Raw genomic sequence first — 25,717 nt, 5'->3', positions numbered from 1 at the left:
TCGCCTATAAATAATGCGAACTTAATCGTTGTCATGGTCCCCTGTGTGGCTCTGGGATTGGCGCTGAGTCACCCGAGGCACCCCTTCGCTATTCACGAAATAGGTAGCACTTAACGTATCGTGAATAGCGGCAAAACCAATCTGCAGTTCATCTACGAAAGCGTGCAGTTTACTCGGCGAGTGGGCGAGTGCCTGAATATCGGCGTCAACCACGTCGGCGCGCACCAGTGACACTGTCGCCACCACCCGATCTTGGCGTGGCAGCAGCTGCAACTCATGGCCCAGAGTTTCCAAACTGCAAGCAATCGAACGCGGTAGGTTCGGATCCTGAAGTAAAAAGCGCAGCACATCTGGCCCGCGTACCCGTAACCGCACTTGCTGACGATACATTTGATAAGCCGTTAGCGATTTCAACACGCTCATCCACTGCAGGTTCTCAAAAGGCAGCAGCTCCTCTGGGTTCTGAGGCAACAAACTTGCTGAACGAACATCAACGATACGCGTCGTCATATCCGCCCGTTCAAGCTGACGACCCAACTCAATAAAAGTGCGCGCCGGGCCATGGCTTAGTGTCCCTTCTATTAATCCAGTTAGGGTCTGGCAACCACGAATAACGTTTTTCAAAAACGCATCCCTGCGCCGTGGGCTAACGCTATTTTCAGCATGGTCTGCAACGTTTAGATAGAGCTGGTTGACCTCTTCCCAAATCTCGCGAGGCACTACATCTCGGGTGGTGCGCAGATTTTCCCGGGCACTGGCCAACGCCGAGAGAATTGAGCTGCTGTTTTGTGCATCAGCGCATAAAAAGTACACCACGCTGCGCTCATCAAAGCTGGTATGGCGAGCGTTAAATGCTTCTAACGTGCCGGTCATTTCAATTAATGGCGCCCAACCAAGAGGTAAGTGGCGCGGCAAATCCAGCATCAAGTGGCTATTCACGCTCAGTAGTCGAGCGGTATCTTCGGCCCGCTCAATGTAGCGCGCCATCCAGTAAAGGTTTTCAGCTACACGTGACAGCATGGCGCTAGACTCCTGTCTGTTCAGCGGCAGGCGCCGCATTCTCATCGGTTTCCACTATCCAGGTATCTTTGCTGCCACCTCCCTGGGAAGAGTTCACTACCAACGAACCTTCCACTAGCGCTACCCGGGTTAATCCTCCAGTGGTTACATGGGTTTCCGGTCCAGACAGAATAAACGGACGAAGGTCAACATGGCGGGGCTGCGGTAAGCCATTGGCAAGCGTCGGCGTTGTCGAAAGCGCTAACGTAGGCTGGGCCATATAGTTACGCGGGTTGGCTTTAATTAACCGGGCAAACTCATTACGCGTCTCTTTAGTGGAGCGAGGCCCGATCAACATACCGTACCCTCCAGACTCATTTGCGGGTTTTACCACCAACTCATCCAAATGCTCTAACACGTATTTACGGTCATCTTCGAACATACACAGGTAGCTCGGCACATTGGGTAGCAGCGGCTCCTGATCCAGATAATACTTAATTATTTCAGGTACAAAGGCATAAACGACTTTGTCATCAGCAACCCCCGCCCCAGGAGCATTTGCCAATGCAACCTTACCCGCCCGCCAGGAACGCATTAAGCCAGCCACGCCGAGCATAGAGTCTGAATTGAATGCTTCAGGATCAAGGAACTCGTCATCTATCCTGCGGTAAATAACGTCGACACGGCGCATTCCCTCAACGGTGCGCATATAAACCACATCTTCATCATCCACCAGTAGATCACTGCCCTGAACCAATTCAACCCCCATTTGCTGGGCAAGGTAAGCGTGCTCAAAATAAGCAGAGTTGTATATACCGGGGGTTAGTACCACAACTTGAGGGTCGTCTCCGGGGCGTGGCGACATCGCCGCCAACATGTCATATAGATGGGCAACATAATCATCAACGGGCAGGATTTTTCCCGAAGCAAACAGTTCAGGTAATACACGCTTGGTCACGTTGCGGTTTTCCAGCATGTAGGAAACACCTGAGGGAATACGCAAGTTATCTTCTAAAACATACAACGTGCCATCACCACCGCGCACTAAATCTGAGCCACAAATGTGTGCCCATACTCCGTGGGGTGGATTTATACCTACGCATTGTGGACGAAAGTTAACTGACTGAGCTAGAACTTCAGCAGGTAATACCTTGTCTTTAATCACCTTTTGGTCGTGATAAAGATCATCAATAAATAAATTAAGTGCTTGTACGCGCTGCTTTAAACCTGCCTCGGTTTTGCGCCATTCACTGGCTGATATAATTCTTGGCACAATATCGAAAGGCCAAGCGCGATCAATCATTGCCCCTTCTGAATAGACGGTAAATGTTATCCCCATGGTACGAATAGCAATTTCAGCCGCCGTTTTACGTTCGGCTAACTCCTCGGCACTAAACCGTGCCAGCATATTGCAAAGCTCATCTGCCGATGCACGTGGCTGCCCTGGCGCCGCTAGCAGCTCGTCATAAAAGTCACGGCACGCATAGTTATTCCAATTCACTTGGCTCATGGGCGCTCTCCTGGCTCCGGGGTGGAAGTGACAGCTTCCTTAAACGTAGGGTAGGCCTGCCGCGCTTAAACTACTCAACCAACTAAACGTACGAGCAACACTTACAGTTAACTACACATGTAATTAGGCAAAATACGTACCATATTTCGCGTTATTTCAACGCTTTTATGCATCGCTAAGTAAGAGCTTTGTTTTCAATAGCAGATAAACGCACCATCTTGGTGATTCTCAAAAAAAGACTGCCAACAAAGCACTTTTTAGGTGCAAGCAAAACACTGCTTTAGCTCATTATTAATTTTCCACACTTCTTAAACGCCTTTACCAATATTGCAGCTGCAAAAAAAAGCAACTGGAACGATACTTCAGGTACATAACTTTTTTAACCGATGTTAACTAAGCGTTATATCGGTTGATAATGGCTTACCTCTGAGGCTGTCACATGACCATACGCGTTGCTTTGCATCACCGTACAACGTATCACTTTGACCGACCGGTTAAATTATCTCCACATGTTGTTCGCTTGCGTCCAGCGCCCCACTGCCGCACACATATTGAGGCGTATTCGCTCAATATTTCTGGTAACGACCACTATTTAAACTGGCAGCAGGACCCATTCGGTAACTTTAATGCACGCCTTGTTTTTCCTGAGCCACGTAAAGAACTAACCATTGCCGTCGAGCTTATCGCACCAATGACGGTAATTAATCCGTTCGATTTCTTCCTAGATGATATCGCCCAAAAAATTCCTTTTTCCTACACCGAAGAGCTACACAACGAGTTAGGCCCTTATCTTGAAGTAACCGAAGCGGGACCTTATCTGCTGGAGTGGTTAAAGGGTGTTTCCAGAGAGCCCACGACAAGTGTTGATTTTCTCGTGGCTCTTAACCAACGCCTGCAGCATGACATCAGCTACCTGGTGCGTATGGAGCCAGGGGTACAGAGCTGCGAAGAGACCTTAACTCTGGGCAGCGGTTCCTGCCGAGACAGTGCTTGGCTGTTAGTACAGATACTGCGACACCTAGGCCTCGCTGCACGCTTTGTATCTGGCTATTTGATTCAGCTCACTCCCGATGTCAAAGCCCTGGATGGCCCTAGCGGCACCGAGGTCGACTTTACTGACCTACACGCCTGGACAGAGGTGTTTTTACCAGGGGCTGGCTGGGTAGGGCTTGATCCCACCTCCGGCTTATTTGCCGGCGAGGGCCATATCCCCTTAGCGGCAACGCCTACTACTGGCAGTGCCGCCGCTATTACCGGCTTTTCCGATAAATGTGAGGTTGAGTTTAACGTTGAGATGAGCATTGAGCGCATCCATGAAGACTCACGGGTCACCAAGCCATATAGCGATCAACAGTGGCAACAAATTCTGCAGTTGGGCGATCAGGTAGATAGCGAGCTCAACCAGCAAGATGTTCGCCTCACTATGGGTGGCGAGCCAACGTTTGTTTCCGTCGATGACATGGAAAGCCCTCAGTGGAATACTGATGCACTGGGCGACCACAAACGCGAGCGTGCAGAAGCGCTGCTAACCCGCCTGCAGGCTGCCTACGCCGAAGGCAGTGTCATTCAACAGCAGCAAGGCAAATGGTACCCCGGCGAGCCTCTGCCCCGCTGGGCGCTCGCCTGCTACTGGCGTAAAGATGGCGTGCCACTATGGCGCGCCCCCAAGTGGTTGGCCTGCATGGAAGGTGCGCCTCAGGTCACTGTTGATGATGCTATGGCTCAGCGCTTTACTCATGCCCTAAGTGAGCAACTAGGCTTAGCGCCACGCCACTGGATACCCGCATTTGAAGACGCCTACTACTACCTGTGGAAAGAACAAACATTGCCCGTAAGCGTTGATCCACGCAAAGCGAACTTAAAAGATGATGCTGAACGTCAGCGCCTTGCCCGCTTGTTGGAACAGGATTTAGGCGCACCAGTGGGCTACGCCCTGCCGCTGCGACACTCTATTGCTCAGTCACACCGCTGGGAGAGCGGACGCTGGCCACTCAAGCGCGACCACTTATTTCTAGTGCCTGGAGATTCGCCCATGGGTCTGCGGCTACCGCTTTCTGCGCTGCCATGGGCCGCCCCGAAGGATCAGCCACAACCCCAATCGCTCTTTGCACCCCGCCCAGATATTGGCGATATTCACGGTGAAGTGGCTAGACGTAACGCCGAACAACACCGCTTTAGCACTGCCGAACGCCAGGGCCAAAGCCTTCACCCCAGCCACAGCCACCCTGAAGGAGAGGCGGTCCAGCAGCAACCCAACGCCGAGGGTGACCGCGAACACAAAGTCATCCACACCAGCCTGTGTATTGAGCCGCGCGATGGGCGTTTACATATTTTCCTGCCGCCACTTACCCAACTGGAGCACTACCTAGACCTTATCAGCAGCATTGAAGAGTGTGCTCGCTCGTTGCGCTGCCCGGTGATGATAGAGGGCTACCCACCGCCTCGCGATCCGCGTCTGGAAAGCTTCCAGATCACCCCTGACCCCGGCGTCATTGAAGTTAACATCATGCCCGCGGCCAGCTGGAAAACCTTAGTCGCCCAAACCGAGCGGTTGTACGATGAGGCCCGCTTGGCACGCCTGGGCACCGAAAAGTTCATGTTAGATGGCCGCCATACCGGTACCGGCGGCGGTAACCATGTAACCCTTGGAGGCATTACACCAGATGACTCGCCGTTTCTGCGCCGGCCGGACCTGCTGGCCAGCCTAGTCACGTATTGGCAGCACCACCCTAGTCTCTCCTACCTGTTTGCAGGCCTCTTTATTGGCCCCACCAGCCAAGCTCCCAGGGTGGATGAGGCCCGCCACGAAGCGCTTTACGAGTTAGAAATCGCTCTGCAACAGATGCCTGAAGGTGAGGTTGTTCAGCCTTGGCTGGTAGACCGCCTACTGCGCCACCTGCTCACCGACTTGACCGGCAACACCCACCGTGCTGAATTCTGTATCGATAAGCTCTACTCGCCAGATAGCGATAGTGGACGCCTTGGGCTTTTAGAGCTGCGGGGCTTTGAAATGCCGCCCCATGCACGCATGGGTCTAATGCAGATGCTTCTGATTCGTGCCCTGGTTGCCCGCTGCTGGAAGACACCCTACCGAGCAAAGCCAGTACGCTGGGGCAGTGCACTTCAAGACCGTTGGATGCTACCCCACTACCTGTGGGAAGACTTAAGCGATGTACTCAGCGATCTACGCAATCACGGCTTCAATTTTGAGCTTGCGTGGTTCGCACCCTTTTTAGATTTCCGCTTCCCGGTGCATGGACGGCTACATACCCCAATGCTCAATATTGAGCTTCGCCAAGCCATTGAGCCATGGCATGTACTGGGTGAGGAGGCCACCGCTGGAGGAACCGCGCGCTATGTGGACTCATCGGTTGAGCGCCTAGAGGTCAAAGTTAACGGTATGAGCGGCGACCGCTATATGGTGACCTGTAATGGTCGTCAAGTTCCATTAGCTGCTACTGGACGTAACGGGGAAGCAGTAGCAGGCGTGCGCTACCGTGCTTGGCAACCACCTTCCGCGCTGCACCCGCAAATCCCCATTCATGCTCCATTAGTGTTTGACATTATTGACACCTGGAACCAACGTTCGGTGGCGGGCTGCACTTACCATGTGGTTCACCCAACCGGCCGCGGTTTTGACACATTTCCTGTGAACGCCTTTGAAGCGGAAGCGCGGCGCCTAGGTAGATTTAGCGACAGCGGACATCGCCATGGCTATCAAGCACCTAAAGCTGAAATGCTCAACCAAGAGCTACCGTGCACGCTAGACCTTCGTTGGAGTCCACGTTAATCCTGTGTCTTATACTAGCGCTTAATACTTTCTTATCGGCGCCAGCTGCAGGATAATCCGCCCCTTACCTGCTTAGGACAACAAGGATCATGACGGCCCCTGTCTCACCCTCACTTATTGAGCTCGGCACTGCCGGGCTTGTTGAGGATTACCTGAATCAGCTTGGCAAGGGACAGCCCGGCACCTTCGACGCGCTGCTTGACCGCCAGGGCCAACTGCGCCTTGGCTGGCAGAGCCTGCTTGGAGCCCTTGAAGCACTAGGGTCGAATGGACGCTTTCAGCAGCATGAAGAGATTCAGCGGCTGCTGGCGGAAAATGGCGTTATCTTCAACATGCACGATGATACCCATGGACGCGCATGGCGACTTGACCCTTTACCCTGGGTGATTGATCAGGCGCAGTGGCAAACGCTCGAAATGGGTTTGGCCCAGCGAAGCCGCCTACTCAACGCTCTGTACAACGACATTTACGGCGCCCGTACGCTATTTGATGCAGGCCTTTTGCCTACCCAAGCTATTCTGGCATCGTCCCACTTTTTATTGCCCTGCCACAGTTCTCAGCCAACCGATCGTCCCGCAATTAACTTCCATGGTGTGGATGTAATTCAAGATGCGGCAGGCCAATGGCGGGTATTTGGTGACCGCCTACAGGCACCTTCCGGGACCGGCTTTGCGCTGGAAAATCGTATTCTGATGGCTCGGGCCCTACCAGAGATGTACCGTAACGCGCCGCTAAAGCGGCTCGCAGGCTTTTTAGATAATTACCACCGGACACTTACCGCACTGGCCTACCAGCACCGCGACAATCCCAATGTCGTGCTGCTTACCCCTGGGCCAGGTAGTCCACGCTACTTTGAGCACGCCTATCTGGCTAACTACCTTAATATCGACCTTGCTGAAGGTCAGGATATGGTAGTACGCGATGGTCAACTATGGCTGCGAACCTTAGGTGGCTTACAGCCGGTTGATGTCGTACTGCGACACTGCGACGACGCCTACTGCGACCCACTAGAGTTACGCGGTGACTCTCAACTGGGCGTACCAGGGCTGTTACAAGCCGCTCGCTCCAGTGGCGTAGCCATGTCCAATGCCCTTGGTGTAGGCGTCCTGGAGCTACCTGAGCTTGCGGACTACCTGCCGGCTTTGTGTGAACATCTGTTAGGCGAGCCACTGCTACTGGCTAACGCCGACGGTAATACACGGCCTTCGACCGCACCGGTGTTCGACCACAAAATGCAGCGCCTAACCCCCAGTACTCTGAACTTGCGTTGCTTTGTTTCTCGCACACCAGGAAGTGTTAATACGCTAGGGCAGCAACCCAATGACTACCACGTGATGCCCGGCGGCCTAGCCTGGGTAGGTGCACCTGGTTCGTCTTCGCTAAGTAGCCCAGTGGTAAAAGACGTATGGGTAACTGCTAATACGCCCCAACCTCACGTTAGCCAACTACGCCAAGCCCGTGGCCCGGTAGTCGCAACACGAGATGGCACCGACTTACCCAGCCGCGTGGCTGAAAGCCTGTTCTGGTTAGGCCGCTACGGTGAACGACTGGATTCCAGAGCGCGCTTGCTGCGGGAGGCGCTCATGCGGCTAATGGAGTACGACCAGGATGATATTGCCGACCAGTTACTCGATGAGCTGTTGCTGGCGTTGGATATCACCACGCTAAACAACGCTGGTGAAAATACCAGGCCGCTGCTAGTTGGCTTTGCACAAAAACGCACTGCCCTGCTAGCCCAGTTTGGTAAAAGCGAACCACAGGCGCTACAACCACTATTTGCCCAACTACTGCGCAACGCCCGTAGCGTACGCGACCATTTGGGCGATGATTCCTGGCGTGTGGTTCACCAGCTACGCCAACGTGTGGATATGCTTAACCCAAGTGTCAGCGCTAGCGCTGCCCGGCGCGCCTGCGAGGGTCTTTCTGCCCAACTGGCAGCGTTTTTTGGCCTGTGTAATGAAACGATGCCCCACCACTATGGCTGGCGATTTATGGATATCGGCCGCTTTTTAGACCGCGTATTGGGGCTTTTATCGCTGCTAAAACTCACCCTGAATGCGCCACACTCCCCTGGGCTGGCGCTGTGGGAAGTAGTGCTCGCCACCACCGACAACTTTACCGCTTACCGCAGGCGCTACCGCAGTGAGCTTCATCCAGAAGCGATTCTTGACCTACTGCTGTTCGATGAAACCAACCCACGCTCGGTGGGCTACATGCTTAAGCGCCTTGAACGGCAAATGGACAAGCTACCCGGCAGTTCCTCGCCATACCGCAACGCTGAGCGGCGGCTGCTGATTCAGGCCAACGCAGCGCTGCACTTAGCGGATATCGACCGCATAAGCCACCTTGCCGACACCCCAGAGGCACAGGAAGCGCTGGAACAGCTATTAGATGATTTGATTACGCCACTTAATGCACTGTCGGATGCTATCAGCCATAGCCATTTCAGCCACATAGAGCGGCCGCGTCAATTAGTCAGCATGGAACCAGATGAATGAACTACAGCCTGCGGCACACAACACGCTACCACTACAGTGCGCCGGTTACCCTGTGCCATAGTGAAGCGCGAGTGTTGCCACGTAAAACGCTACATCAGCGGTGCGGCGCATCGGAACTAACCATTAGCCCAATACCCCAGATGCAGGCGGAAAGGCGTGATGTGTTCGGCAATCGGGTGCTCTACTTCGCCATGGAAGAGGTTCACCAAACCCTGGATGTCACCGTAGTGACACCAATCAATACCCAGCCTGTGGGGCCCCTACCGGCCATCTCTGCGGCCTGGGAACAGATCGCGGAACAGCTGCGTGCCGATAACCGTTTCGACATGCAGCTCTACCGCTTGGATTCGCCGTTTATTCGCCGTAATGAGGAGCTCGCCACCTTTGCCCGCAGTTGCTTCACTCCCGGCCGGCCGCTACTAGAGTCAGCACTAGCCCTTAACCAATTGATCTACGAGACCTTTGAGTACGACCCCAGCTTCACGACGCTAGCCACTCCACTAAGCGACGTACTGACTAACCGCCGCGGTGTTTGCCAGGACTTTGCCCATGTAGCCATTGGCGCGCTACGCTCGCTAGGCTTACCAGCACGCTACATTAGCGGCTACCTGGAAACCCAACCACCTCCCGGCCAACCACGCTTAATTGGTGCGGATGCCTCCCACGCCTGGCTAGCCACCTGGATTCCTGAATGGGGTTGGCTAGCGCTTGACCCTACCAACGGCACTGTGGCAGGCGAACAGCACCCGGTACTGGCCTGGGGGAGAGACTATGCGGATGTTGCGCCGCTAAAAGGTGTCATGAATGGAGGCGGAGAACACCAGCTTGAGGTCGAGGTCGATGTCATACCGCTGACGACTGATACCGCAGAACCGTCAAGCTGAACGGCAGATAGCGCTATCGTGAATAGCGCTATAACTTAATAGCTCAACGGTTGGTAAGCATAGTGGTTAATGACGGCTACTACACCAGCAACGACAGTAAACAGCTAGGCTTTTCACTAACGTAGACGTGCAGTTCAGGCCGCTTCGTAGGCTGCCTTTAAGCGATAGAACTCATCCACAATGGCGGCCATTTCAACCGCATCGTAGTCACACAACCCGCTCACAACCAGCTTCTTGGAGCCAACGCCCAACGACTCACCGGCTGACTTGATAGAGAACTCCAGTAGCGCTTCCGCACGTTTGCCCTGAACATCTAAAGAAGAGCGGGTTAAGGCCAAGTCTGGCGCAAGCCCATCTAACCGTTCTAAGCAAAATCCCATGCTGTCGTAAATAACCAGTGGACGCTTAGGATTAAACATAACCCCATGCTGTTCCATTAATGGCTTCAGGTAATGAGGGAAATTTTTACCTGAAAATGCTACGTAGCAACGAGCAAACGCTTCAACCGCTGCTTCATCGTGGGTAACATCACCACGACGCACTACCTGCAGATAGCATTTACCACTATCATCTAATACATGAATATCGCCATTTTCTACTTCACTAAACTTGAGTGATGTATCTGCACCCACCATATTAGTAAAGCGAAATTCCATTTGTCGCGACAACCCAAACTTGACCAGTACTAACGTAAATAACAGGTCGCCAGGTACACAAAAGCGCCGTGCATCTGGGTTATGAATCGGGTTGTAATCGCCGGCCACGCCTTTGGCGAAACGGCTGGCCTGCTCTGCGGAGATCACCACATACTCTCCGCGCTGCGCGTAAAAATCCTTGAACATGGCTTTGCTGCCTGCCTAGCGTTGAAATCGAAAACCCATTACTACTCCACGACGCGCATAATGCCATAAAACATGCGCCAACAGGAGTCATCTGCTAGGAAGCCCGTATGACAAATCAACAATACATGCCGCACCGGCTACTACGCATTCTACTTATCGCCCTATTCAGCGCCCTACTGATCGCTTTAACTTGGCTACTGGGCAGTGCATGGCTGCTTAATAGCCAGTGGCTACCCCAGCGTATTTCACAGATCGACGGTGTAGATATTCGCTGGACAGAAGCCACTAGCCTCCACCCCGGACGCTGGGAGGTAGAAAATCTCTATCTCGCTCGAGAAGATCGTGCGTTCCCCATTGCAGTTGAGGCACAGCGAGCAACCCTTTCTCTCTCACTGTTGGCACTGCTACGCGGCGAACTACACGTGCAATCACTTGATGCACAAGGTATCCGCCGCCTTACCGTGGGAGATATTGCCCTAGAGGCTGAAGGCCAGCTGCAAGTGAGTAATACTCTGTTCAGCCGTGAGTCCCTTGCGGTGCCCAGCGCATCATTAGACATCACCCATGGGCGTTTGCTGCGTCTCAGCGACCAATCAACGTTGGTGCGCGATATTAATCTTCGTGCCACCGCCTCGCTTGAGCCGGTAACCACTGCGGAGCAATCACGAGATGAGCTTACTACAGCGCTGCTAAGCGCTCTTTCCGCGCAACTTGCAATTAATGCTCAAGCAGATGCCTGGGACGTATTTATGCCCTATTTAGAGGCGCTGCCTTGGCTAAGCCTGACTGGACGCGGCGCCCTGGCAGGCGAGCTTACTCTTGAAAATGGTGAATTCCAGCCTGGCAGCAGCCTTACTCTAGATGCCCCGGTACTGCGTTTAAGCCTGGACGAGCAACGCCTACACCCCCAGGAAGAGGATAACCGACGCTGGCTAATTGCCGACTCACCGCCACCCCGCCACACGGCCAGTGGCGAAGGACGGGTAAGCTTATCCGTAGATACTGATCAGCTCCACTTCTCAACCCTACTCAACGATGTTGTGCTAGCCGACACAACACCTTATGCCATCGATACTCAGCTACGTTTAGCAACCAGCATGCCCAACCAGCGTCTCGATCAGTTGGACCTTCCCACAGGCGCCATCATTGAAGTGAAAGGTGAGGTCACTCGCTTAGACATGCTGGACCGTTACCTAGCGCGCACCTTTGACGGCCAAGGTATACAGCTCTCTGGCAGTGGTAACATCGAAGCCAGCGCCACCCTGCGCGATGCTCGCCCTTACCAAGCATCGCTTAACGTTCAAGCGCCAGCACTTGCCGCCGAGCTGCTTAATTTTTCTGCTCAAGGCAGTGGTTCTTTGACTGCCCAGCTCTCACCCGACGAAATAATCAATGCCACCCTTGCACTTAGCGATGCCACTCTGACTCACCGCCAACAAACACTACTGGCGGACGCCGATATCACCCTGACAGCACGCAGTCCACTTGCTCCTGAATACGCACAGGAAGCAGCCACAGGCAACTTACATTGGCAGAACGCACGCTTGCCCGACATCAGCGTGCTACAAAGCTATCTGGGCGCGGTGCTGCCTAGCCCCGCCCCACTTAAGCTCCTTAACGGCCAAGCTGTCAGCCATGGCCAGCTCGCGTTATCCACCACCGAACTAAGCGGAGAGGTTTATCTATCAGGCGAGCAGTTAACCACCCGATGGCAGCACGATGAACGCTCCGGTACGCTGGAAAGCGACGCCCAACTTAGCCTGGCAATCCGCCGGGCAGCCATAGACGGTACAGCGCTTGATATCAGCGGGTCACGCCTAAGCTGGCAAATAGCCGATGCCCAAGCACCCAGCGAGCGCTTGGAAAGCATACTCGTATTACGTGAAGGGAATTTCCAAAAACGCGATACCCTCAACGGTCAGTTTGTTTTGGAAGGTAGCGTACAACGGTTAGGTTTTTTAAATGCTTTCCTTCCTGATGCCCACGGCCTTGCCCTGTCCGGTGACGGTCAACTATTCGCCCAAGGGGCTTTTCGTGCTAACCGCCTGCTGCCTCCTTCCCGGTTAAGGGTGAATGCTAACCAGCTTGAAGTGGCGTTTTTAGACTACCTCGCCACCGGGCGTGGCGAGCTAACCGCCCAGCTCGATACTGCCGAACAGGCACAGCTTTCGCTAGGCATTCCCCGCTTTGCACTTAGCCGCCAAGGCGATGATCGCCCCCACTTAGAGGGTCGGCATTTTGCACTAACCACTCAAACAGAGCGCTTTAGTGATGTGCTGGAATCCCCCGATCCCAGCTACTTCATCACCCGCATTGCCCTGCCTATTACCGAAGTTCCCGACTTTACACGCTATAACCATTACCTGCCTGAGGATGCGGGCATCAGCCTGCTAGGGGGCCAGGCCAGCCTCGCCAGCGAATGGCTACTAGATGGCTTAAATGCCAAAGGGGAAATTAATTTGCGCGCATTTAGGGCTGAATTAGCGCTGCTTGATCAACGCCTAAGAGGCGACATAGAGCTGCGATTACAACTCACCGAGGGCGACCTTGAAACACGGCGTTTCACTGCCAATGAATCATATCTGCGCTTGGAAAACGTGTTCCGTCAGAGTGAGGAAGGCGCGCAGGATGCTGGCTGGTGGGTACAACTATCCATGGACCAAGCGCAGCTTGAGTGGGATGATCCGATTCGTTTAACCAGCCAACTACGCCTTAGCATGCGCGATTCAGGCCTACTGGCTAGGCTATTTTTAGCCCGCGCTCGAGAAAGTGATTGGCTTGGTAGGTTATTAAGCGTGCGCCATATTGAGGGCACCGCACAGCTAGCAATCAACGGTGAGCAGATTAGCCTACATGATCTAACGCTCACCGGTGGTCCGCTGCTGCTGCTTTCTGATGTGGTACTGGCGGACAAGAGCGCTAATGGCGCTTTATACGCACGACTGGGCTCTGTTGGCATAGGCGTTGAGCTAATCAACAGCGAGCCTTCACTGCGGGTACTACAGCCGCGCCGCTGGTTTGACCGCTGGCGAACAGCGCAGCGCTTTCCCAGGCCCTAACATTTACCCAAGTATCTCCCCAAGACCTAATGTGTCCGTGTCTGGGCTTATTACAATCCAGGCTTATCAAAACTTAGGCTTATCAAAACTTAGGCTTATCAAACACCTGGGGGCCATTAAAATCTGGGGGCACTAAAACCTAGCGTCATTAAAACCTAGCGGCGCTTGCGCTCCCGGCGGATAATGCGCACACGCTCTTTGGCCTTTTCAGGAGTAGAGAGCGGTGCCGCTGCATCTGTGGTTTTCGGCGGGAGCGTCACCCAGGCAAATACCGGCAGCGCCAAGTGCCAATGGATAGCAGCTAAACGCAGTCCTAGGGTAGCAACCAATGCCGCAACAATGGCGACGGTGAGCGGTGCTTCAAGCGTATGCAGTACTACATACACAATCCCACCCGCCATCGCAGCGGTGGCATAAATTTCTTCGCGTAGCACCATCGGCACCCGCTGAGCCAACACATCACGAATCATGCCACCCGCAACACCGGTCATCATGCCCATCAGTACGGCCACAACGCCTGGCGAGCCCAAGAGTAGCGCTTTATGGGTACCAATCACGGTAAAGAGCGCTAAGCCAAACGCATCGGCCACCGGTAAAAAGCCGCGCGACAGGCGGTGGATATAGTGAAACCCAATAAGCGACACTCCCACTGTCGCTAAAATAACCCATAGATAAGTTGGGTCTGTTACCCAGAACACTGGCCGTACGCCCAGCACCAAGTCCCGCAACGTACCACCACCAATACCAGTTACCGAGGCCAACACCAGCATCCCGAACGGGTCCATCCGCGAACGGCACGCCAAAATCACCCCAGAGAGGGCAAACACAATCACACCTGCCATATCCAACCAGTAAATGATGCCCGACACCCGGCTCTCCTTCGACCACCTTCATTAAGCCGGCAGAATAGCACTCTCTTGAACGTATATGTGTATGGACATAGCAGAAGTAATGTAAAAAGCGCTGTTAAAAACGGTTCTTAAAAATCGTTCTTAAAGACGGTTCTTAAAGGCTGTTCATAAAAATCACTTTTAATGGCCGTGCTTCTCCAACCATTCACGCAAGAAGGCGATTTCACTCTCTTGGGCAGCAATAATTTCTTCAGCTAACTGTCGGATCTCTTCGTCCTCACCGTACTCCAGAACAATTTCCGACATGGCGATGGCGCCTTCATGGTGAGGAATCATACCTTTAGCGAAATCCACATCCGGATCACCAGTAAACGATACCGCCATGTCTGCATGCATACGGTCATTGGCAGTTTGATACGCGACCACGGCCGGGTTGTCACTGAGGCTATGATCAATACTGCCGTGCTGACCATGGCCTTCGTGGCTATTATTAGCATCATGGTGATGGGCATAGCTGGCAGGTGCTACCAAGATTATCGATACCACACATGCACTTTTAGGTATTTTCCAACAGTTTTGTAAACGCATCACAACTCTCCAACTGACGATAGGTAAAACTTAAAAGAAATAGCTGACCAGCAAAATAAAAGTTTAAAACCTACGGGCTGCCTACAGGTCAAGACACGCTGAGTGAGTTACCCTATGGGTAGCAATGATTCATTACACTACAGAGGAGCATGCATGGACTGGAACCCCGCTTATAGCTGGCTAGTCATTGCCCTACTGCTGAGTTTGGCCGAACTCAGCTCTGGGGCAATGGTGCTGCTCGCACTAGGTATAGCGGCGGCCTTTACTGCAGCCGTTGCGGCACTCGGGTTAACACTACCTTGGCAGTTGATCAGCATGGGGATTTTTGCAGGTGTGCTGGTGCCGCTAGGCGTGATGGTAATACGTCCACGTTTTTCGCCCAAGGGCGTGGCCTATGGCACCACCGGCACAGGGGTTGAGAGAGGTAATCTCTACAGAACACTAATACGCGACTTTGACAACGCCACCGGTATCAAAATTAACGGTGACTTCTACCGCTTGCGTGTTTTAGAGAGCGGAGAAACAGAGCTTCCTCCCGCTACTCTTGTGGTGTTCAAACGCTTTGAAGGCACCACAGCCTTGGTCATGCTGCCACAGCCAGCAGACCTTACTCGTCAGGATGATACTTCCCAACGCAAGGAGCCATAAGCATGAATAACTTCATGGATTTACCTATTAGCCCAGGTTTACTGATTAGCCTGATTATTGTCGTAATCGCTGTCGTTATTATTTCTAAAGGTCTAGTGATTATCCGCCAATCTGAGGTAATGGTAGTTGAGCGACTCGGCTCGTTTCACCGCGTACTGGAAAGCGGTATTAACATCATCATTCCGTTTATTGAACAGCCCCGCGCTATCACCATGATCCGCTATAAGAAAATAGGCGAAGATTACCATCCAATCATGAATGATGAGTTCCGTATTGACCGTCGTGAAACGGTCATGGACTTCCCTGGCCAGCCGGTAGTCACCACGGATAACGTGACCGTGAGGATCAACGGTGCTCTCTACTATCAGATCATTGACCCTAAACGGGCCGTGTATGAAGTAGAGAACATGAGCCAGGCGGTTGAGGTTTTGGCAAAAACAACACTACGTTCGGTCGTCGGCAAGATGGAGCTGGATAAGCTGTTTGAATCTCGCGCAGAGGTAAATAATGAGATCCAAGCGGCAATGGAAGAACCCGCTTCAAAATGGGGCGTTAAAATCTCCCGGGTGGAGGTACAGGATATCGCCATGCCCGAAGAGGTTGAGTCTGCCATGCGCCTACAAATGGCCGCCGAGCGTAAGCGCCGCGCGACAGTAACCGAAGCTGAAGGTGAAAAATCCGCAGCGATTGCAATGGCCCAAGGCCAGCGTGAATCCTCTATTCTTAACGCCCAGGGCGATAAAGAGTCAGCTATTCTGCGCGCCCAGGGTGAGCAGGAGTCGATTAAATTAGTACTCAACGCCATCGGTGATAGCGAAGAGAACAAACGCGTAGTGGTCGGCTATTTGCTGGGGCAAAGCTACATTAAAGGCCTACCCAACATGGCGAAAAACGGCGAACGCGTGTTTGTGCCTTACGAATCCTCAGCATTACTTGGCTCTATGGGCATGTTCCGTGAAATGGCGGGCTCTCCAGAGGATACTGTCGCTAACCACCTTAAAAACCGCACTAACACAAGCGATGGTGGCTTCCGCAGCGGTATTGTAGGCGGTGCTTCAAGCGGTAGTTAGTTTTTTAGAAGCTAGTCCATAGAACGCTTAAGCCGGGCCAATAGATGCCCGGTTTTTTTTATCGTTACTACACCCTATCTCTTTGATGTGACAGTAACTCAGCGCTTAACTGTGCGCAGGCAAACACACAAAGTGAAATACCCGTACCATGTCTGTCTATCTGCCAATAATCGCAGTTTTCAAGCCAGCTCAAACGGCCTATGTGCGATAGCGTACAGAGATTGCCTCAAGGCGCTCTATACTTGAAAGCAGTCTGTCTATCGGCTTTTGATAGAAAATTCATAATTGCTACCTTACCGACAGCAGCCAGAAACTGTGTGGAAGCTAGGGATAGTGGGGTATTCAATGCTTGAACCGCATGATTTTAAGCAAAATGCATTACTTGGCTTGCTACCCAAAGAAGATTTAGTACACCTGTGGCCTCACCTTGAACGAGTTACATTGACACTGGGTCAATCACTCAGTGAATCCGGTCGGCAAATGAGCCATGTCTATTTTCCTTTGGATTCTATCGTCTCACTACTGTGTGTGATGGAGAATGGTGCCTCGACGGAAATTGCCGTAGTGGGCTATGAGGGGGTCGTTGGTGTCTCACTGTTTATGGGGGGAGAAACCACACCCAGCCGAGCAATCGTTCAGAGTGCGGGGGACGCTTACCGTCTCAAGGGCCAACTACTTAAAAACGAATTCTATCGCGCTGGTGCGATGCAACGACTGCTGTTGCGCTATACCCAAGCCTTGATAACCCAGATGGCACAAACAGCGGTATGCAATCGCCATCACAGTGTTGATCAGCAACTATGCCGCTGGCTGTTACTTAGCCTTGATCGATTGCCAGGTAATGAATTGGTGATGACCCAGGAATTAATTGCCAATATGTTAGGCGTTCGTCGTGAAGGTGTGACTGAGTCAGCGGGTAAACTTCAGAAAGCGGGTCTGATTTCCTATAATCGAGGCCATATCACCGTCCTCGACCGGCCGGGACTAGAAGCACGGGTCTGCGAGTGCTACTCCGTGGTTAAGCGCGAGTATGACCGTCTGTTAAATCATCATGACGTTATGTGAATAATTAAGCAGAAGTAGAGAGCCTGATGTAGCAAACGTGAGCGCGTTGTGTACGCTAGCGCGCCGACGATTGATTTCCCCAATGTTAGTATGCCGCAGTGCTGTCAGACTGCTTGATGACGGCACATCTGCAGCCGACATCAAAATGATCGATACCCTCATTGTGCCGCTTGCCAGGTTCGTTTAACCGGAGAGGCACATGACATCTATTTTTCACGCTGCCGATGCCAACCACCTTCTTGCCAATCTGCCAGTAGCAGAGCGGGATGCGTTTATGGCCACCTGCGAAACCGTACCGCTTACATTTGGTGAGACACTGTTCCAGCCCACAGAAACAGTCACCCATGCCTACTTCCCTATCGACAGTTTCATTTCACAGATTGCCATTCTCAATGCAGACAACCGGCTCGAAGTTGCAATGGCCGGACGTGAGGGAATGCTGGGTATCTCACTAATACTTGGTGTCGAAGAGGCACCGATGCTAGCACTGGTGCAAGGTGCGGGGTCAGCATTTCGCATCAAAGCAGCTAACTTACGACGGCTCCTGCCAGACAGCCCCGTATTACACCAACGGCTGAAGCGCTATATCTACGTCGTGATGAGTCAACTGGCCAGCTCCGTCGCCTGTAATCATTTTCACCGTATAGAGGAGCGCCTTGCCCGCTGGTTACTAATGACCCAAGATCGTGCCAACTCAGATAGTTTACAGCTTACTCATGAGTTCCTAGCCATGATGCTAGGCGTCCGGCGTTCTGGAATTACACTAGCGGCGATTGCCCTTCAAACACGCGGTCTGATTCGCTATCACCGTGGCGAAATCACCGTGGTGGACCGGCCAGGGCTAATCGAAGCAGCCTGTGGGTGTTATGCCGAAGATTGTGCGCTGTATAACAGGATATTGCTGTAAGCCCTTATATAAGTATAAGGACTTATAAAGCTAAGTATTAGCGATTGATTTTTACGCTATCTAGCTCGCCTGCTTTAGCGCTGACTTAATACTCACTGGCGATGAATCTGCTAAAAGCTACCAGCTATATTTCAAGCTACCAGCTATATTTCAAGCTGCCAATAATGCTGCGCGACTCACCGTAGTAGCACCAGTACTCACAGCTAGCTACGTACTCTTTATCGGTCAAGTTGTTAACGTTAACCTGAGCTTGCCAGCCATCGGCAAACTCGTAACCAATCATCGCATCCACCAGCGCATAGCTATCCACTGTGGTATTGTCCGCTACGCTGGTATCTACCGTGCTGCCGACATAACGCACACCGCCACCCAAGGTGACACCATTTAGCGTACCGTTGGTGAAAGCGTAATCCAACCATGTAGAGGCCTGATGACGCGGAATTAACGGCGCACGCTGGTCGTTCTCAAGGCGCGAGTCGGTATAGGTGTAAGCCGCCGTCACTTTTAAGTTATCCGTCAGGTAACCAACACCTTCCAACTCGAAACCTTGTGATGTGCGCTTGCCTTCCTGCACCTGGAAGCCACTCGGTGAGTTCACTAACGTATTGCTCTCTTGCAGGTCAAACACGGCGGCAGTGATATAGCCATCCCAGCCAAAAGGAGTCACTTTGACGCCGGCTTCCCACTGGCGACCTTCCCGAGGCTCGTAGAGCTCGCCATCGCTATCCACTCGCCCTACCGGGTCAAAGGATTCGGTATAACTGATGTAGGGGTTAACGCCGTTCTCCCCCAGATACATCGCGCCACCTGACCAAGATACCTGGTCGTCGTCTGAGCGCTGGCTTGTCCCCGCCGTTAGGTTACGATTATCGGTTTCTGCCTGATCGTAGCGCACCCCGCCCAACAGCACCCAGCGGTCGTCAATGCGCAGTTGGTTTTGGGCATACAGGCCAGTTTGCTTTTTATCGATCTCGCGCGTGAGCAGATCGTCCGCTCCCACCGGCGTATAGTTGCCGTAGGTAGGATTAAAGATATCAATAGGGTCACCGAACGGGAACGGGTCGGCTTCTTGGCCACTAACTCCCAGGTTTTGATAATCGGCCCCCAGCAGTAAAGTATTCTCTGTGCGGTCCGTATACCAAGTTCCAACCATACGGTTATCAACGGTCCAGCTATCGATCGAACCATCGCGGTACACATGTCCTCGAGCGGCTTGCCGCTCATCCGCCATAAAAAAGGCGTAGGTGCTGCGTAGTTCTAAGTCCAGCTCGCTATAGCGCAAATCCTGCTCAAAGCGCCAAGTATCGTTAAGGTTATGACGTAGCTCATAGCCTAATGCCCACTGGGTGCGTTTATCTCTATCGTACCCCGGCTCGCTAAGGTTAGTTTGCGGGTCGACACGGCCAAATGGCGTGTCTTGCACCGTACCATAAGGCAGCTTGAATCCATTCACCGGAACGCCATCATCTTTTTGTACGCTGGCCAAAAAGGTCACCGTCGTATCTTCGCTCAGGTCCACCGCTAAGCTGGGAGCAAAGTAGTAACGTTCGTTATCCGTGGCATTTAAATCGCCATCACGCTCTTTATAAAGGCCGACTAAACGGTAGCGAACATTATCCCTCTCCCCTACTGGACCACTGGTATCAATACCTACCTGGCGATGATTGCGGTTGCCAAGCTGTACGTTCACCTCACCTTGTGGCGTTTCCGTGGGACGTTTGCTCACCGCATTAATCAAGCCCCCAGGAGGCGCTTCACCGTAGAGAATAGATGATGGGCCTTTAAATACCTCTACCCGTTCCAGGCCAAACGGCTCTGGCAGCCACTGGTAGAATCCTTCGCGATAAATACGCAAGCCATCTTGATAAGTGGACTGATCAAAACCGCGCACCTTAAACCAATCGGTGTTGTTATCGCTGCCGAAATGCCCCGATAAAACGCCTGCACGGTAGCGGAAGGTTTCATCCAACTGCTGAACGTTACGGGTTTCCAACTCTTCACGATCAACAATTGAGACTGGACGTGGCGTTTCCACCAGCGGAGCATCCACTTTCAAGGCCGTAGCGGTAACCACCACGGTATCGTTAGAGACCACCTCTTCTTGAGCAAGCGCCATTAATGGTGCAACGCTGAGCACCCCACCTAGCGACGCTATCAGCGAACGACGAACAGCCGCAGCCAACGGCGCAACGGGAAAAAGTAAGGGTGTACGGAGCATTGGGGAGGTCTCAGCGGGTATGAGAAGAAAGCCATCACAAGAAAGCGAATGATATGGATTTTTATTACCATCCACAATAGCTACACAGCCAAGGCGAACGGATAAAGCGGTAGTGTTAATGCTTACTATCAGTAAGGATTTAGAATCTCAGAAAGGAAGGCACACGAATGTAACCGTCAGGCAGTTAAGGCCTACGGTTTTTTTGGAGAGTCTATGTGGAGGGGAAATAAAAAATGGTGGCCCAGTAGGACTTGAACCTACGACCAAGGGATTATGAGTTCGCTTTTAAAACAATAAGTTACTGACACACAAGGAAAAGCGACCGTAATCGAGCGAAAGGTACAGTTTATTGGAATCAGTAACTTAGCGAAGATTGAGGATAGCACACGAAGCTGGTGTGTGTACCAGAGGTGTACCGTTTGGGAGCTCCCTCCCCACTTTCGAATAGCATGCCTCTGAGAGGGCGTAAGACTGCTTCTCTCAAAGGCATGCTGACCGCTTGTACGACACACTCAAGACCGATGTGGTTAGAGAGCTGGCACCGGCGATATTAACTTACTGTATTCTCAGGTCGTACCAGCAAATGGTTAGCCGGATAGCTGACATTCTAGGCGCTGATTTTAACGTGCCTCGACCTAGTCAGGTCGTCGAGCCGAGCATCCATACCGAATATTGAATCCGCTGCCAGTTCCACGCACTGCATAAACGCCTACTGCGCCCAAGAATGGCGACGCCCCCTCCCTGATTTAGCCTACGATAGAGTGCTCGAAGCGGGCTGATAGACGTGAGTACGCTTGTGAATATGCTGGTGGTTCTCATAGTACTCGTTCAGGTTGTGCGCCTCGGCTGACCGGTGATGAAAACCACGCTCTCCCCACATGAGCCACACTAGCGCCTTGCCGGACTGCGTCAAGTAACTGTCAAGAAGGTCACGACGTAGATAACTGAAAGAACCACTGATCTGCGAACCATACTCACCGATTTCGCGGTACAGGGACGCCACGCCGGAAGCATCATGCAAGTCCCATTTATTGGCGCAGTACCTGAGACTCAAAGCCTCACAGAGCCGCTTAGAGGGCAGGCACGCATCGCTGTCCTGATTCACCACACTGTGGTAGATCTCCCAGTTGTACTTCTGCACTGGGATGTCGACCGCGACGCCATTATTTGACCACCAATCAGCGGACACCATGTATTCGGCAAGGTCGTCCTCTTCCTCATCAGCAACAGGCAGTCCCGGAATCGAGGAGAAAGGCATCTCCCCTGCATAGGTGTAGTAGTAACCTGGTACCTCTGGAATGGCGTGATTGCCGGGGTATTCGAGACCAGTGAACAACGTGCACAGGCGTTCGACTTCTCCGCTGTCCACGAGTACACCTCGGAGGAAGGTAAAGACCTGCCGGTCGTCAATGGGAGCGTTCTGTTCGAGGAACCCGTCAAGTAAGACCCACGGCCCCGGCAGGCCGTCAATCTCTGCGATCTCGAGAATTCCGCGGTAGTCTGGTTGCGGGCCTTTCACCACCCAGTCACCAGTACCCGTAGGCTGACTGTTGAATAAGTCTGGGAGCGGCAGGTCGATACGCGCGGCCCCACGTGGGAAGGTCGGGTCGATGTCCGCATCTGAGGGGCGAGCGCTGCGTTCCTCGGCAAGGAGGCCCTGAGCGTACTGGACACTCCACATCTCGAAGAAGGCGATCCAGCTGTACTTCTTCCCGTATCGGTCGACCTTGTGCTTATCACCTCCTATACGAGGCCCGGAGTTCATTTGCCGATCAACAGCTTCGAACTTCTCGGGGTCATAACCAAGCACCAGCATTCGCGAAACGATTGTCGGAAGCACCCGCTGGTAGTCTGGGTTACTGTTGTCGTAATTCCGCCGACCTGGAATCAGTCTTCCTATCGTATAATTGCCGAAGTCCATCCGAATCGCCGCACTCTTCGCACGTTCGATTACCGCCGGGTCATACTGCGGCATGTTCTCAAACGGACTGGGCATATGGCTAAACGGTGGAAGGAGGTAAGCTGCGTCGTCCTCAGACAAGCAAGCCCGATCAACCATCCTCGCGATGACAATGATCCCCAGACAATACTGCTGATACAGGGCATGCCAAGTAGGATACGTCGCGCCTGGCGCGAACATCGCTTGATAAATCTCACGAGCAAATCTAGGCAATGCCTCACGCATCTCCACAGCATTGACATCTGACCAGGTGGTCAGCACTGCACCGTAAGCCGCCGCGAACATTCGTTCGGGGACGTATGGGTCTGAAACGGCAATAGCCTCTACTGCCAGCCGGAAAAACTCCGAGGGTCTCTTGGAGGCGAATTCGTACAGAGTCTTGGTAGCCACGTCGCGCAGACTTCTGGACGTTGATGTCAGCGTCCACATCACCCAGCGTGCCCGCCGAATCTCTCGCTCGTCTAGATCACCCGATTTCCATCTGGACGCCAGGAATTTGAAATCGTCTTCGACTTCCTCAGACCTCTCGCGAACCCACTCAGTCCAGAATAGATCGCGTTGCGTATTGGGCATAGACAAGAGCACACCGTGTAAGAAGTCCATGTCAAACGGGTGCGCCCGCGCTGCCCTGGTGGCGCGAAGTCTCGTGAAGGCAATCTGTGCGAACCGTTTCGACTTTTGCATTGCGTGCGCGAACCGTTCTACCGTATCCCTCCCGATGTGCCTTGGATCTGATTGCGCTGTCAACAATAGAGCGTTCATGACGAGATTCTCGTCCGACAAGTCTTGCCAAAGCTGATGCCTGCCAAGGCGTTGCGGATACAGGCCAACCAAAGCCCGGAACACGTCAAATGCGAAGGTATGCGATCCAGGCTCACGGAATTGGAACTGTGCGCGTCCTTCATCGCTTTGCAGCCACTGCGCCAAGGCCGGCTTATCAAGCAGATGGCTCGCCATCATATGACCGGCCATCAGATCGTATGAAAACGCTATTCCTTGGCCGCCTTCTTCAGAAGTTGTTCGAACGAGAACACCTTCGGATTCCAGCGCACGAATGACACTGGCATCCCAGCCCATGTCTCGGACTGCCCTCCGAGCAGCGTTGAACTCCACGCTTCTCGCGTTGCTCTCCCAGAGGAGTCTCGCGATCGTCAGCAGAGCATCTTGCACTTCATCCTGATAAATGCGATGCGCCGTCGATGAAAGCTCAGCGACTCGTGCGGCAACCCTGTTAAAGTGCTCTTCGAACAGGCTTGCAAGAGAACTGGGCAGTGCCTCTACCCCGACAAGGTTCTGGCGACGAGGGTTCGCCACCTCGCAGAAGATTCTCAGCGTCAATGGGTGTTGCAAGAACTCGATTGGCAGATCCGCGTCGGTGGCGTCGATCTTGTAGTACTCTAGGTACTTGTCGATGGCCGTCTGTGGGTCTTCCTGGAACCCGTTGTGCTCAAGTTGAGGAAATTCCCCCGGCAGGCACATTTGCGCGAACTTATTGCGTAGAGTGACAACCAGCAAGACGTACGGAAAGTCCTTCAGTAGCTCTTCCGCTCGCGCGAGCTCATCCTTCCAGTTTCTCGGGTCTTCTGCCTCATTCAGGCCGTCAATAACAATAGGGAGGCGCTTGCCCGCGCGCTGCCCCGCCGCATCTACAGCCTCAACCAGCCGGTTGAAGCTCTCCGCCGACCTACCAGAAATCTTGAAAGCAGACACAAGATCGTCAAGCCCTTGGCCTGCATGAAGATTTTTTCCCAGCAGCAAGACACCACCGGGGAGGTCCCCGTCCGGTTGTGTCACCTTGACGGCAAGCTCGGATTTTCCTTCGCCTGCAGCTGCCAGCACAGCCACGGTTCGAACGCCGACCGACCGCTCCAGCCTGCGCAGCGCCGACGAAACTGCGTGGATGTCCGCGACCAGATTCGCGGTTAACGGTGCTCCGCCTGAACGCGCCCCACGCAGCTTCGAGAGCAGCCTGTCGTAGCGCGCCGGCTGCAACAGATTCGCTGCCAGTATTTGCTGTATAGCGTCGAAGTCGCCCGTGCCGAGCGCAGCATGCAGGCTATCGAGCAGATCAGCCAATCCGGTAGCTCGAGCCAGGAGCGAGTCGACTTCGGCCTTGAGTTCAGTTTTGAGTTGCCCCGTGAGCGAAGCAATGGCCGTGCAATTTGTCTTGAGGTCACTTGAGAGCTTCTCCAGTGAGCCCCATGCGCTTTGGCCACCCAGATGCCTGAGAATCTTCTCCTCTGCCCCAACGACCACATGAACTTCCGGCTGGTATCGGCGGTTGAATGGAGCCGCAGCGAGCCTGTGCTGCTCAGCAAGCAGTGCAGGCGTTAGAACCAGCTCACCGAAGTAGGTTTCTCGAAGTAGCGCTCCTGGCCCAACCAAGAGGTCTTCGATGTCGGTTGCTGTCAGCAGCTCCAGCTTCAACTCGGGGAAATCGCTTTTTTCAAGCTCGAAGAACCAGTCTTGATCCCCCTTTGTCAGCGTGTGGTGTGTCCACAGCTTCCAATCGGTCACACCTGAGACGTGCCTGCGAGTCTTCTCCATGCCCTCAATGATCTTGCTACGGCGAGTGGCCCCCAGCTTTTCTCCGTTCGCCAGCTCATACCATTTGCATTGCCAGCCAATCCAGCGTGGCGGCGCTCCGAGATCACAAGACTCGGTCAGCTCAAGGTGAAACTCCACACCAGGCTGGTTTGCGAGTTGCTTGAAGCGACCGAAGCGCCCATAATGTCGGCGCACCAATGAGCGGCAAAGCTTCTCAAAGTTCTCATCCGCTGCTCCGGGTAACTCTCTGAATACGTCCCAGTTTGCTTCAGGCATCGGCG

Annotated in this window: 15 protein-coding genes; 8 read left to right on the top strand and 7 right to left on the bottom strand. The window is 53.3% G+C overall.

Going from position 1 to position 25,717, the window contains the following annotated elements; translation table 11 throughout:
- Positions 1-21: 21 nt before the first annotated feature.
- Entirely contained in the window at positions 22-1,020 is a 999-nt protein-coding gene (locus CPA45_RS05320) for an alpha-E domain-containing protein (protein ID WP_096650567.1), read from the bottom strand.
- A gap of 4 nt (positions 1,021-1,024) precedes the next feature.
- On the bottom strand, positions 1,025-2,509 hold the full coding sequence (locus tag CPA45_RS05315) for a circularly permuted type 2 ATP-grasp protein (protein WP_096650566.1): 1,485 nt from the start codon (positions 2,507-2,509) through the stop codon (positions 1,025-1,027).
- A 439-nt stretch (positions 2,510-2,948) separates the two neighbouring features.
- On the opposite strand from CPA45_RS05315, the gene CPA45_RS05310 reads away from it, so the two are divergent.
- From CPA45_RS05310 to CPA45_RS05300, 3 genes are all read left to right on the top strand, one after another.
- The gene (locus CPA45_RS05310; protein ID WP_096650565.1) at positions 2,949-6,299 is read left to right on the top strand and encodes a transglutaminase family protein; all 3,351 of its coding nucleotides are present in this window, start codon (positions 2,949-2,951) and stop codon (positions 6,297-6,299) included.
- Between the two features lie 89 nt (positions 6,300-6,388).
- Positions 6,389-8,797 carry a circularly permuted type 2 ATP-grasp protein gene (locus tag CPA45_RS05305; RefSeq protein WP_096650564.1) on the top strand — a complete coding sequence of 803 codons (2,409 nt, stop codon included), beginning with the start codon at positions 6,389-6,391 and terminating at the stop codon, positions 8,795-8,797.
- The gene (locus tag CPA45_RS05300) at positions 8,794-9,681 is read left to right on the top strand and encodes a transglutaminase family protein (protein WP_096650563.1); all 888 of its coding nucleotides are present in this window, start codon (positions 8,794-8,796) and stop codon (positions 9,679-9,681) included. Before CPA45_RS05305 ends, CPA45_RS05300 begins: the two co-directional genes overlap by 4 nt.
- 134 nt (positions 9,682-9,815) lie before the next feature.
- Here the strand turns inward: CPA45_RS05300 and CPA45_RS05295 are convergent, their stop codons facing one another.
- Positions 9,816-10,523, bottom strand: coding sequence for a DUF3581 family protein (locus tag CPA45_RS05295; RefSeq protein WP_096650562.1), 708 nt, complete (start codon positions 10,521-10,523; stop codon positions 9,816-9,818).
- A 107-nt stretch (positions 10,524-10,630) separates the two neighbouring features.
- Between CPA45_RS05295 and CPA45_RS05290 the strand changes: the two genes are divergently transcribed.
- Positions 10,631-13,582 carry a translocation/assembly module TamB domain-containing protein gene (locus CPA45_RS05290; RefSeq protein WP_096650561.1) on the top strand — a complete coding sequence of 984 codons (2,952 nt, stop codon included), beginning with the start codon at positions 10,631-10,633 and terminating at the stop codon, positions 13,580-13,582.
- A 155-nt stretch (positions 13,583-13,737) separates the two neighbouring features.
- Here the strand turns inward: CPA45_RS05290 and CPA45_RS05285 are convergent, their stop codons facing one another.
- Together CPA45_RS05285 and copM are read right to left on the bottom strand one after the other, a co-directional pair.
- Positions 13,738-14,451, bottom strand: a complete 714-nt coding sequence (locus CPA45_RS05285; RefSeq protein WP_096650560.1) for a trimeric intracellular cation channel family protein — start codon at positions 14,449-14,451, stop codon at positions 13,738-13,740.
- Between the two features lie 162 nt (positions 14,452-14,613).
- The gene (gene copM / locus CPA45_RS05280; RefSeq protein ID WP_244287530.1) at positions 14,614-14,979 is read right to left on the bottom strand and encodes a CopM family metallochaperone; all 366 of its coding nucleotides are present in this window, start codon (positions 14,977-14,979) and stop codon (positions 14,614-14,616) included.
- A gap of 195 nt (positions 14,980-15,174) precedes the next feature.
- Here copM and CPA45_RS05275 point away from each other — a divergent pair, with 195 nt between their 5' ends.
- The 4 genes from CPA45_RS05275 to CPA45_RS05260 all read left to right on the top strand — a co-directional run bounded on the left by CPA45_RS05275 (position 15,175) and on the right by CPA45_RS05260 (position 18,711).
- Positions 15,175-15,669: an NfeD family protein gene (locus CPA45_RS05275; RefSeq protein WP_096650558.1), complete on the top strand. Its 495-nt coding sequence runs from the start codon at positions 15,175-15,177 to the stop codon at positions 15,667-15,669.
- Positions 15,670-15,683: 14 nt separating this feature from the next.
- Positions 15,684-16,739: an SPFH domain-containing protein gene (locus CPA45_RS05270; protein ID WP_078090316.1), complete on the top strand. Its 1,056-nt coding sequence runs from the start codon at positions 15,684-15,686 to the stop codon at positions 16,737-16,739.
- Between the two features lie 345 nt (positions 16,740-17,084).
- Positions 17,085-17,804, top strand: a complete 720-nt coding sequence (locus CPA45_RS05265) for a Crp/Fnr family transcriptional regulator (RefSeq protein WP_096650557.1) — start codon at positions 17,085-17,087, stop codon at positions 17,802-17,804.
- A 199-nt stretch (positions 17,805-18,003) separates the two neighbouring features.
- Positions 18,004-18,711, top strand: a complete 708-nt coding sequence (locus tag CPA45_RS05260) for a Crp/Fnr family transcriptional regulator (protein WP_096650556.1) — start codon at positions 18,004-18,006, stop codon at positions 18,709-18,711.
- A gap of 136 nt (positions 18,712-18,847) precedes the next feature.
- Here CPA45_RS05260 and CPA45_RS05255 read toward each other — a convergent pair whose 3' ends face one another.
- Positions 18,848-20,827, bottom strand: a complete 1,980-nt coding sequence (locus CPA45_RS05255; protein WP_422822008.1) for a TonB-dependent siderophore receptor — start codon at positions 20,825-20,827, stop codon at positions 18,848-18,850.
- Positions 20,828-21,680: 853 nt separating this feature from the next.
- On the bottom strand, positions 21,681-25,712 hold the full coding sequence (locus tag CPA45_RS05250) for an NACHT domain-containing protein (RefSeq protein ID WP_096650554.1): 4,032 nt from the start codon (positions 25,710-25,712) through the stop codon (positions 21,681-21,683).
- Positions 25,713-25,717 lie beyond the last annotated feature (5 nt).

Origin of the sequence: Vreelandella nigrificans, from assembly GCF_002374315.1 — a bacterium.
Classification (GTDB): Bacteria; Pseudomonadota; Gammaproteobacteria; order Pseudomonadales; family Halomonadaceae; genus Vreelandella; species Vreelandella nigrificans.
Note: the sequence above shows the minus strand (reverse complement) of the source record. Positions and strands in the feature narration are given on the sequence as shown.